This is a genomic window from Mycobacterium sp. pW045 (assembly GCF_041287085.1).
Taxonomy (GTDB): Bacteria; Actinomycetota; Actinomycetes; order Mycobacteriales; family Mycobacteriaceae; genus Mycobacterium; species Mycobacterium algericum_A.
Genome location: NZ_JBGGKU010000014.1, coordinates 68,320 through 79,344, shown reverse-complemented (window position 1 = coordinate 79,344; position 11,025 = coordinate 68,320). Strand labels below are relative to the sequence as shown.

11 protein-coding genes and 1 pseudogene are annotated in these 11,025 nt (G+C 69.4%); 7 read left to right on the top strand and 5 right to left on the bottom strand.

Translation table 11 applies throughout. From position 1 onward, the window contains the following. From ACAG20_RS19805 to ACAG20_RS19775, 7 genes and pseudogenes are all read left to right on the top strand, one after another. A pseudogene (locus tag ACAG20_RS19805) lies at positions 1–128 on the top strand (type VII secretion protein EsxI); the annotation flags it as partial. A 70-nt stretch (positions 129–198) separates the two neighbouring features. Beyond that, a complete protein-coding gene (locus tag ACAG20_RS19800) occupies positions 199–396 on the top strand; it encodes a hypothetical protein (protein ID WP_370493802.1) in 198 nt (65 codons plus the stop codon). Positions 397–847: 451 nt separating this feature from the next. Further along, positions 848–1,669: a PE family protein gene (locus ACAG20_RS19795; protein ID WP_370493801.1), complete on the top strand. Its 822-nt coding sequence runs from the start codon at positions 848–850 to the stop codon at positions 1,667–1,669. 39 nt (positions 1,670–1,708) lie between these two features. Then, positions 1,709–2,893, top strand: coding sequence for a PPE family protein (locus ACAG20_RS19790; RefSeq protein ID WP_370493800.1), 1,185 nt, complete (start codon positions 1,709–1,711; stop codon positions 2,891–2,893). Positions 2,894–2,921: 28 nt separating this feature from the next. After that, positions 2,922–5,444 (top strand): ATP-binding protein, encoded by a 2,523-nt coding sequence (locus ACAG20_RS19785; RefSeq protein ID WP_370493799.1) that lies wholly within the window; start codon positions 2,922–2,924, stop codon positions 5,442–5,444. Next, entirely contained in the window at positions 5,441–6,124 is a 684-nt protein-coding gene (locus ACAG20_RS19780) for a response regulator (RefSeq protein ID WP_370493798.1), read from the top strand. Before ACAG20_RS19785 ends, ACAG20_RS19780 begins: the two co-directional genes overlap by 4 nt. 51 nt (positions 6,125–6,175) lie before the next feature. Beyond that, positions 6,176–6,646, top strand: coding sequence for an MPT63 family protein (locus ACAG20_RS19775; RefSeq protein WP_370493797.1), 471 nt, complete (start codon positions 6,176–6,178; stop codon positions 6,644–6,646). A 97-nt stretch (positions 6,647–6,743) separates the two neighbouring features. On the opposite strand, the gene ACAG20_RS19770 is transcribed toward ACAG20_RS19775, so the two are convergent. The 5 genes from ACAG20_RS19770 to ACAG20_RS19750 form a co-directional block, all read right to left on the bottom strand. After that, entirely contained in the window at positions 6,744–7,697 is a 954-nt protein-coding gene (locus tag ACAG20_RS19770) for an exopolyphosphatase (RefSeq protein WP_370493796.1), read from the bottom strand. Beyond that, on the bottom strand, positions 7,694–8,185 hold the full coding sequence (locus ACAG20_RS19765; RefSeq protein WP_112689098.1) for a DUF501 domain-containing protein: 492 nt from the start codon (positions 8,183–8,185) through the stop codon (positions 7,694–7,696). Before ACAG20_RS19765 ends, ACAG20_RS19770 begins: the two co-directional genes overlap by 4 nt. Beyond that, complete coding sequence (locus tag ACAG20_RS19760) at positions 8,178–8,834, bottom strand: septum formation initiator family protein (protein WP_370493795.1); 657 nt, start codon at positions 8,832–8,834, stop codon at positions 8,178–8,180. The genes ACAG20_RS19765 and ACAG20_RS19760 overlap by 8 nt, the downstream gene beginning before the upstream one ends. A gap of 19 nt (positions 8,835–8,853) precedes the next feature. After that, a complete protein-coding gene (gene eno / locus ACAG20_RS19755) occupies positions 8,854–10,143 on the bottom strand; it encodes a phosphopyruvate hydratase (RefSeq protein ID WP_112689468.1) in 1,290 nt (429 codons plus the stop codon). Positions 10,144–10,243: 100 nt separating this feature from the next. Beyond that, on the bottom strand, positions 10,244–10,978 hold the full coding sequence (locus ACAG20_RS19750) for a lytic transglycosylase domain-containing protein (RefSeq protein ID WP_112689466.1): 735 nt from the start codon (positions 10,976–10,978) through the stop codon (positions 10,244–10,246). Positions 10,979–11,025 lie beyond the last annotated feature (47 nt).

Sequence of the window (11,025 nt, the reverse complement as noted above, 5' to 3'; positions counted from 1 at the left end):
TCGTGGCGCAGTTGGGCCGCAACTTCGCGGTGATCTACGAGCAGGCCAACGCTCACGGTCAGAAGGTGCAGACCGCCGGCAACAACATGGCCAACACCGACGCCTCGGTCGGCTCCAGCTGGGCCTGACCGAAGCCCGAACAAAGCAACCGGCGCAGCGGAGGGGGCTGCGCCGGTTGTTTTGTTTTCGGAGGTCGGGGTGCTGTCGAACCTCTTGGCATCGCGGGCAACACCGGCGTCGGATGCAACCCTGACCGCCGCTGCCGAGCGCGGGCTGGGCGCCATGCCGGCCGGCATGCCGATCGGCTCGCTCGCGGCGCGCGCCACTTCGGCGGCCACGGCGCCGAACTACGGGTTTCAGCCCACCGTCACCAGCCATACGGTGGTGGCCGGCTGAGCGGGAATGGAATTCACTGATTCACGGAGTCACCACTGACCGCATGTCTCGTGACCGGCCGGGACGCGATGCGTTCATGACGGCCCGCTTCGACACCCACGCGCAGACCGGGGCGCCGGGACCTCCGGGGCGGTCCCGAATCGACCGCCTGTCAGGAATTCATCACCCGGCTCGGATCGAACTTCCAGGTCATCGACTCCCACGCCAACCCGCCCAGCCAGCGGGCGCGGACCGCCGGCGACGACGTGGCCAGCGCGGATGCCGACGGTGGGGTCCAGCTGGGTCCAGGTCGGAGCCGCGAGTCGCTGTGAAGTACCTGTGCGAATAAACCGTCAAGAATCCTGGCAAGGGCGTTAAGAACCCGTAAACGCCTTCGGTGATCCGGCGTCCGGCCGGAAACAGTGGACCCTGCACTCGGCCGAAGGCCGCCCGTTTTCGATCAGGAGCAGTCATGTCTTTCGTGACCACCCATCCCGAGGCGATGGCCGCGACCGCCAGCAACCTGCAAGCGATCGGCTCGGCGATGACCGCGCAGAACACCGCCGCGGCCGCACCGACCACCGGCATCGCCCCGGCCGGCGCCGACGAGGTTTCGGTCCTGCAGGCGACCCAGTTCGCCGCCTACGGACAGCTGTACCAGCAGATCAGCGCACAGGCCGCGGCGATCCAGGAGATGTTCGTCAACACCTTGCGCACCAGCGCCGACTCCTACGGCATCACCGAGACCGCCAATTCGGCGGCCGCCGACTCCTCGGCCGCCGGCGGCCTGCTGGCCGGGCTCACCGGCTCAACGGCCGCCGACCCGACATTCGGCCTGGGCGGGATCGCCAGCAACAGCGCCGTCCTGGCCGCCATGCAGGCCGGCACCATCGGTTCAGCCGCCTCGGAGTTCACCGGGTTGGGCAAGGGCTACATCACCTCCCCATCGGGGGTGGTCCACCACGTCGTGCCCTCGGAATCCGGGATGCCCACGGCGGGTCTCACCGGTCAGACCGCTCCGGCGCCCGCGGCAGCAGCGGCCTCGGCGGGCCCGGGCCAGCCTGCGGCGCGGACCCCGGGCGCGCCGCTGCCACCGGCCTGGGCCGGCGAACCCGCCCCGACGAGCGCCACACCGGCGGCGCTCTCCAGCAGCAGCACCGCGGCCGCCGCGCCCCGCGCTTCGACAGCGGCGGTGCCCGCCGGGCTGCCGGGGTCGTCAAGCGAGCAGGGCAGTCGCGGCAGATTGCGCTACGGCATCAAGCCGAAGGTGATGCCCCGCCCGCCGGTGGGCTGACGGCAGACAATCGGTTACCAGCGATCGGAATTGACCAACATGGACTTTGGCGCTTTACCCCCGGAGATCAACTCCGGCCGCATGTACGCCGGTGCCGGAGCGGCGCCGATGATGGCCGCCGCTGCGGCGTGGAACAGTCTCGGCGCCGAACTGTCGACCACCGCGGCGTCCTACCAGTCGGCGATCGCGGCGCTGACCGGCGAGGAGTGGCAGGGTCCGGCCTCAGCATCGATGGCCGCGGCTGTGACGCCATACATCAACTGGCTCAACACCACCGCGGCCGCTGCCGAGCACGCGGCCGCCCAGGCAACTGCCTCGGCCGCCGCATTCGAAGCGGCCTTCGCGATGATGGTGCCGCCACCGGTGATCGCCGCCAACCGGGCGCAGCTGGCCGCGTTGGTCGCCTCGAACTTTCTGGGCCTCAACACTGCGGCGATCGCCGCCACCGAGGCCCAGTACGCCGAGATGTGGGCACAGGATGCCATCGCCATGTACAGCTACGCGGCCAACTCGGCCAGCTCCGGGACACTACAGCCGTTGTCCTCGCCCACTCCGATCAGCAACCCGCTCGGTACGGCAGGCCAGGCGGCGGCAGTCGCCCAGGCATCGGCCGGTAGCACCCAAGGTGGGCTGTCCCAGCTGGTTTCGGGACTGCCCAGCGCTGTGCAGACCCTCTCCTCGCCATTGAGCGCAGCAGCCGGCCCGGCCCAGGCCGGCGATTTCCTTTCGAACTTCATCGGCTCGACCCAGAACATCGGCATCTGGAACGCGATCCAGACCTACAGCACCTACGGGGTCACCGCCGGGTCTTGGCATCTATTCGCCGGCATCGCCAGCGCCATCGCCATCGCCTCGCCCGGCGTCGGCGCGGCCGGCAGCCCGATCCTGGTGGATTCGGTCGATACCCCGGCCGGGGCGGCCGTGTCCGGCGCTGCGGCGGCCGGCCGGTCGCCGGTGCTGGCCGGTGTGGCCCAGGCGGCCCCGGTCGGCGGGCTCTCGGTGCCGGCGAGTTGGCCGGGAGCGCTGCCCTCCGAAGCCGGTGCGGCACCGCTGATCACCTCTGAATGGATCCCCGGTGCGGTCGAGGAAGGACAGTCGATGACCGCGGTGCCGGCCGGGGTCGGTGCCGCCGGGGCGGCCGCCGCGCGCGGCGGTCGCGGTTTCAGCGATCCGCGGTACGGGTTCAAACCAACCGTGATGGTGCGGCCGGTCGCTGCTGGCTGATGACGGCGGTTGCCGGGATGATGGTCTGGTGAGCGTCGTGAGGCAGGTCGGGCGGCCTGCAGAACCGCGTGGCGAACTCCGCATCTATCTCGGAGCCTCCCCGGGGGTCGGCAAGACCTACGCCATGCTCGGAGAAGCCCACCGCCGCGCCGAGCGCGGCACTGATGTGGTCGCCGCTGCCATCGAGACCCACGGCCGCTCCAAGACCGCAGAACTGCTCCGGGGCATCGAGACCATAGGTGACCCGAACGCCGAACTCGATGTCGCCGCGGTGCTGGCGCGCCGTCCCCAGCTGGTCCTGGTCGACGATCTCGCACACACCAACCCCGCAGGCAGCCGCAATCCGAAGCGCTGGCAAGACATCGAGGAATTGCTCGACGCCGGCATCACGGTGATCTCCACGGTCAACGTCCAGCAGCTGGAGAGTCTCAGCGATGTCGTCACCAAGATCACCGGAACCACCGAGCATGACACCGTTCCCGATGCGATCGTGCGCCAGGCCGCTCAGATCGAACTGATCGACGTGGCACCGGAAGCGTTGCGCCGCAGGCTTTCCCACGGCAATGTCTACCCGCCGGAGAAGGTCGACGCGGCACTGGCCAACTACTTCCGGGGCGAAACCCTCACCGCGTTGCGCGAATTGGCGTTGCTGTGGCTGGCCGGGCAGGTCGATGCGGCGCTGACGAAGTACCGCGCCGATAAGAAGATCACCCAAACCTGGGAGGCGCGGGAACGCATCGTCGCCGCGGTGACCGGGGGCCCGGAATCGGAGACTCTGGTGCGGCGGGCTTCCCGGATCGCGTCGAAAGCCGGCGGCGAGTTGCTGGTGCTGCATGTACTCGGCGGCGACGGCGACTCCGGTGCGCCGGCCCCGCGGGTGGGCAAAATCCGGCAACTGGCGATCAGCCTGGGCGCGTCGCTGCACACCGTGATCGGCGACGACGTGCCTGCCGCGCTGCTGGAGTTCGCCCGCGACGTCAACGCCACCCAGCTGGTGATCGGCAGTTCACGGCGTTCCCGCTGGGCGCGCATCCTCGACGAGGGTGTGGGGGCGGCGGTGGTCCAGCAGTCGGGCGACATCGACGTGCACATCGTCACCGACGAGGACACCAAACCGAATTTCCGGGCGGTATCGATCTCCCCGCGGGAGCGTCGGGCGGTGTCCTGGCTGGCGGCGGTCGCCGTGCCATGCGTGATGTGCGCCATCGTGGTGGGCTGGCTCGACCGCTATGTCGACACCGGCCGCAGCGCACTGTTCGTGGTCGGGGTGCTGGTGGTGGCGCTGCTCGGCGGAATCGCTCCGGCGGTGCTCTCAGCCCTGCTGTCCGGGGTGTTGCTGAACTATTTCCTGCTCGCACCGCGGGGCGATTTCACCATCGCCGAACACGACGCCGCCGTGACCGAGGTGGTGTTGCTGCTGGTGGCGGTCGCGGTGGCAGTCCTGGTCGACAGCGCAGCCAAACGAACCCGCGAAGCCGGCCGCGCCTCCCGAGAAGCCGAGTTGATGACGCTGTTCGCCGGGTCGGTGCTGCGCGGAGCGGACCTGGACACCCTGCTGGAGCGGGTTCGCGAAACCTACGCGCAGCGGGCGGTCAGCCTCGTCCGCGTCCCGAACCGCACCGATACGCCTGAAGTCGTGGCCTCGGTCGGCGAAAACCCCTGCACCTCGGTCGATCTCGCGGACACCGCGATCGACGTCGGCGACAACGAGTTCTGGATGCTGATGGTCGGCCGACAATTGGCCTCCCGCGACCGGCGGGTGCTGTCCGTGGTGGCCCGGCAGGCGGCCGGACTGGTCCGCCAGGAGGACTTGGCGGCCGAGGCCAGCCGGGCCGACGCGGTGATGCGCACCGACGAGCTGCGCCGGTCGCTGCTGTCGGCGGTCAGCCACGACCTGCGCACCCCATTGGCTGCGGCCAAGGCGGCGGTGTCGAGTCTGCGCGCCGACGACGTCGCCTTCTCCCCGGACGACACCGCCGAGCTGCTGGCCACCGTCGAGGAGTCGGTCGACCAGCTGACCGACCTGGTGGGCAACCTGCTTGATTCATCGCGGCTGGCCGCCGGCGTGATCCGGCCCGCGCTGACCAAGGTCTATCTGGAAGAGGTGGTGCAGCGCGCCCTGATCGGAATCGGCAGGCGCAGCAACGTCTTCGGCCGCGGCCGGTTGGACCAGGTGAAGGTAGAGGTGGGTCCGACCGTGGCGATGGCCGATGCCGGCCTGCTGGAACGGGTGCTGGCCAACGTGATCGACAACGCGCTGCGCTACGCGTCGGACAGCGTGGTGCGGGTGACGGCCGGCCGGGTCGGCGACCGGGTATTGATCAACGTCGCCGATGAGGGCCGAGGACTGCCGCCCGGCGGCGAACTGCACGCGTTCGATCCGTTCCAGCGACTCGGCGACCGGGACAACACCAGCGGAGTGGGCCTGGGACTCTCGGTGGCGAGGGGTTTCGTGGAGGCCATGGGCGGCACCATCTCGGCGACAGAGACACCGGGTGGCGGGCTGACCATGGTGGTGGACCTGGCGGCACCGGCGGGAGAGGGCGGATGAGCACACGTGTCCTGGTAGTCGATGACGAACCGCAGATCCTGCGCGCGCTGAAGATCAACCTGTCGGTGCGCGGCTACGAGGTGGTCACCGCGGCGACCGGCGCCGGCGCGCTGCGAGCCGCCGCCGAGCAACGCCCGGACGTGGTGATTCTCGACCTGGGGTTGCCCGATATCTCCGGCATCGAGGTGCTGGCCGGCCTGCGCGGCTGGCTGACGGCGCCGGTGATCGTGCTCTCGGCCCGCACCGACTCCGCCGACAAGGTCGAGGCCCTCGACGCCGGGGCTGACGACTACGTGACCAAACCGTTCGGGATGGACGAATTCTTGGCCCGGTTGCGGGCCGCGGCGCGCCGCAATGCCGCCGCCGCCGAGATAGACCAGCCGATAGTTGAGAGCTCGTCGTTCACCGTTGATCTGGCCGCCAAAAAAGTCACCAAGAATGGTGGTGAGGTGCACCTGACCCCCACGGAGTGGGGCATGTTGGAGATGCTGGTGCGCAATCGCGGCAAGCTTGTCGGTCGTGATGAGCTACTCACCCAGGTATGGGGCCCGGCTTACGCCAAAGAGACCCAGTACCTGCGCGTTTACCTGGCGCAATTGCGACGGAAACTGGAAGACGATCCGTCGAATCCCAAGCATCTGCTGACCGAAGCAGGCATGGGTTACCGATTCGAGGTTTGAAATCCGCCCACGCGGATATGTCCTTGGGGACCTAGCGGAAGGAGTTTTGCCGTGATGTTTTCCCAGATCGCCAAAAAGACGGCGGTGACAGCGACCGGCCTTGTGGCGGCAGGAATGCTGGCAGCAGCGCCGGCCATAGCCGATCCGACGGTGGTCGGATTCGGTGAGACCGAAGAGATCCAGAGTCCGGGCGGAGCCATCGACTACACCGTCAAGAACCTGCAACCCAGCGGGCACAACGACGGAATCTGGTACTCCGACGTGACAGCCAAGGCGGTGAGCGGTACCCCGACCCCGAACATCGCCGACTTCAACGCTCGTGCCGTCAACAGTTCGACGTTCGCGGTGATGAAGGGCAACGAGGTCGACGGCCTGCCCAACGGGCCGATCGCCCAAGGCAGCCAGACCAGCGGGCGGCTCTACTTCGACGTCAAGGACGGCACGGCGCCCGACAGCGTCGTCTACCGGGACGCCGGCGGCCACGACAAGGTCGTTTGGAAGGCTGATACGCGCACGCGCTAACGGCCAGGTCGCCGCTCCAACCGTCTGCAATCCCAGGTGGTTGGAGCGGCGTCACCGGTTTGAGCTTTGGGGGCAACGGCGGTCGAGGACGCCCGGGCTAAGCGATCGACAGCGCGATCCCGTCGAGGATGTCGTGCTCGCTGACCACCAGCTCATCGATGCCGGCATGCTCAGACAGCGTGCGGGCCAGTTCCTGCACCACGATCGCCCCGCCGCCGATCACGTCGACGCGGCCGGGATGCATCGGGCCCAACGCGGCCCGCTGGTCACGGGACATGCCGAGCAGCCTGTCGCAGACCGCGACCAGGGCGCCGAACCCGACCCGGGACAGGTGAATCACCCCGGGGTCGTACTCGGTCAGACCGTGGGCCAGCGCCGACAGCGTCGTCATGGTGCCGGCCACCCCCACCCAGGTCCGCGCGTGCTGCACCGGAACCACCTGCAACGCCTCGCCCAGCAACTCGCGGGCGACGCCGCGGGCGGCGGCGATCTCCTCGGCGGTCGGCGGGTCGGAGTGCAGGCAACGTTCGGTCAACCGGACGCAGCCGATGTCGGCCGAGTAGGCAGCCGACACCCCGCGCTCCGGGTCGCCGAGGACCACTTCGGTCGATCCGCCACCGAGATCGACCACCACGAAAGGCCCATCGGCACCGTCCAATTCGCCTACCGCACCGCGGAAGGACAGCTCGGCTTCCTGTTGGCCGGTGATGACCTCGGCAACAGCGCCGGCGACCGCGATGCCGAGCACCTGAGCCGTCATGGTGAAGAATTCGTCACGGTTGGCCGCGTCGCGGGTGGCCGAGGTCGCCACCATGCGCACCCGCGAAACACCGTGCGTCACCAGCAGTTCGGCGTAATCGACCAGCGCGGCGCGGGTACGTTCCAGCGCCTCGGGCGCGAACCGGCCGGTCGCATCAACCCCCTGCCCCAGCCGGACGATCCGCATCTCGCGGTGAACATCACGCAGCCGGCCATCGACCGGTTCGGCGATCACCAACCGAATCGAGTTGGTGCCGCAGTCGATTCCGGCGATCCTGTCCGTGCGCGTCACAACCACTCCTCCGGTACCAGGATCCCGGCCATCGCGGGCTCGGCGGCCAGTATCGCCAATGCCTCGTCGCCGAACGGGTTGACTCCGCGCCCCTTGGCCAGTGCGTGCGCGATCACCACGTGCAGGCATTTCACCCGATCGGGCATGCCGCCACCGGAGAACGTCGTACCCAGCGGTTCGATCGCATCCCGCTCCGCCAGAAAGGATTCGTGGGCGGCTCGGTAGGCCGCGGCCAGGTCCGGGTCGCGCTGCAACCGGTCGGTCATATCCGCCATCAGCCCCGAAGACTCCAGCCGACTCGCCGCGGCCGTCAGCACCGGATGGGTCAGGTAGTACAGCGTGGGAAACGGTGTTCCGTCAGGCAGTTTCGGCGCCGTCTTGACCACGGCCGGCTCCCCGTTGGGGCACCGGTAGGAGATCTCGAGAACGCCGCGGGGCTCTCGGCCCAGTTGCCGGCCCACCGCTGCCAGGTCAGCCGGGTCAACCACCGGGCACAACCGGAACGGAAGGCCCCGGGAGCCCGGGCGGGCCCGGGGGCGGCGCGGCCGGGGCGGGCGGCGGATGCGGAACGTCGGCGATGGTGTGCCATAGCGAGGTGTACCAGGGCTCGCCGCTGGGGCCGATCATGTCCGGTTCGGCGCCCGGCTCGCCCGGCACCTCCGCGGTGGCGGGCAGTTGCACCTGATAGGGAATCTCGCCGGGCATGACGAAGCCGAGCCGCTCTCTGGCCTGGGCCCGGATGTGCGCCGGATCATCCATGTTGGTCTTCTGTTGCTGCAGGTCGGCGATCTGGCCGTGCAGCACGGCTTCCAGCTGGGATTGCTGCTTCATCTCCGCGTGCTGGGCGAAGAAGGTGCGAACCGGCCCGGCCAGCGTCAAGGTCAGCACGCACATCACCGCGGCCAGGATGACCGCACGCCGCGCGGTGAATCCGACCCGCAGTTCCGCGCGCTGCTCGGCTGCCGCCGACACGGCCCGCTTGACGGGCTGGGCCGGTGGCTCCGGCGCGCTGCGCGAGCCGGCCGGTCCGCGGCGAACCGCCGGTGGGCGGCTCGGGCGTGCCCGCCCCGTCTCACCGGCCCGGCCCGGCCGCGACGTCGCGGCGCGGCGCTTCTCGGGCCGTTTCGGATCGGACATTGGCAGCGCCCCCGACGGACTATCGAGTCTCCGGCGCGTAGCGGGGGAAGGCCAGCTCGCCGGCGTAGCGGGCGGCGTCGCCGAGTTCCTCCTCGATCCGCAGCAACTGGTTGTACTTGGCCACCCGCTCACTGCGGGCCGGCGCACCGGTCTTGATCTGGCCACTGCTGACGGCCACCGCGAGGTCGGCGATGGTGGTGTCTTCGGTCTCGCCGCTGCGGTGACTCATCATGGTGCGGTAGCCGCTGTGGTGCGCCAGCGTCACCGCGTCCAGGGTTTCGGTGAGGGTGCCGATCTGATTGACCTTCACCAGCAGCGCGTTCGCCGCGCCCCGCTCGATGCCCTCCTCGAGGCGTTCGGGGTTGGTGACGAACAGGTCGTCACCGACGAGCTGCACCCGGTCCCCGATCTCGTTGGTCAGCGCCACCCAGCCGTCCCAATCGTCCTCCGACAGCGGGTCCTCGATCGAGACCAGCGGGTAGTTGTCGAGCAGCTTGGCGTAGAACTCGGTCAGCTGCGCGGCGGTGCGGTTCTGCTTCTCGAATGCGTAGCCGCTGCCCTCGGTGTAGAACTCGGTGGCCGCGACGTCGAGAGCCAACGCCACGTCGGTGCCCAGCGTGAATCCGGTGGACTCGATCGCGGTGCTGATGAGATCCAGCGCCGCAGTGGTGCCGGCGACGTCGGGGGCGAAACCGCCCTCGTCACCCAGCCCGGTGGACAGCCCCTGCTTCTTGAGCACCGCCTTGAGGGCGTGGTAGACCTCCGCACCCCAGCGCAGCGACTCGGCGAAACTGGGGGCGCCGATCGGGGCGACCATGAACTCCTGGACGTCGACGCCGGTGTCGGCGTGCGCGCCACCGTTGAGGATGTTCATCATCGGCACCGGCAGGATGTGGGCGTTGGGGCCGCCGAGATAGCGGTAGAGCGGCAGGGCCGCGGAATCAGCGGCGGCCTTGGCCACCGCCAGCGACACCCCGAGCATGGCGTTGGCGCCCAGCCGGGACTTGTCCGGGGTGCCGTCGAGATCCACCAGCGCCTGGTCCACCAGCCGCTGGTCGTCGGCGCTGATCCCGATGACCGCGGGTGCGATCTGGTCCAGCACCGCGGTGACCGCCTTCTGCACGCCCTTGCCGCCGTACCGGGAGCCGCCGTCGCGGAGTTCGACGGCCTCGTGCTCGCCGGTGGAGGCGCCGGAGGGCACCGCTGCCCGGGCGAACGTGCCGTCCTCCAGCGCGACCTCGACCTCGACCGTGGGGTTGCCGCGGGAATCGAGGATCTCGCGGGCGCCGACCTGCTGGATGATGGGCACTGACTTCTCCTTGAGCTGGGTGGGGCTGGCCGTATTAAACCTATGGGGGAGCCTATTGGGGTCTACCGGGAAGCCTAAACGGTGCTGCCCGCCGCAGTCCTCACAGCGGGCGTCCGGCCGCATACGCGGCGGCCCAGTCCCGGACGGCGCGGGCGTAGATCTCCGAATCGTTGTAGGCAAGCAGGGCCGCCATCCAGCCCTTGGCGGTCGCCAGATCCTTTCCGCGCCAGCACAGATAGCCGGCCGCGGACAGCGCGGCGTCGTCGATGTTGTCCGGGCTGATGATGCCGTCGTTGTTGGCGTCGACGCCGTAGAGCCGCCAGGTCTCGGGAATGAACTGCATGGGGCCCATCGCGCGCACCACGCCGTCGTCGTCGGCCAGGTCGGGCTGCAGACTCTCGACGATGTGCAGCGTGCCGCCGGACCCGTCGAGCCGCACGCCCCGGATCTTGGGCCGCACGTCGCCGTTGCGCGCCACCGTGGCGTGGTTATAGCGGCCGTGGTGACTCTCGATCTGGCCGATCGCGGCCAGCGTGGTCCAGCCGAGGTGGCAGTTGGGGTTCTCCACCTCCGCGACCCGCGCGGCGTAAGCGTAGGCCTCCAACGCGGTCACCGGGATGTCGAGCACCGCCGCCCGCTCGGCGGCCCAGTGATACAGCTGGTCGGCCGGACGCCCGGCCACCAGCTGGGTGTTGACCGGCGGGACCGGGTCGCCGGGCGGCGGCGGCACACCCTGCGGAATGGGGTTTCCGAGCTGCCAGCTGCAACTGGAGGCCAACAACACGGCCGTCGCACCCACGACCGCAGTGGTCCGCAGCCAACGTCGCGCTGACACCGCTCTCCCCAACCTCGAAACCCTGATCCGTGTCCATCGTTCCATGA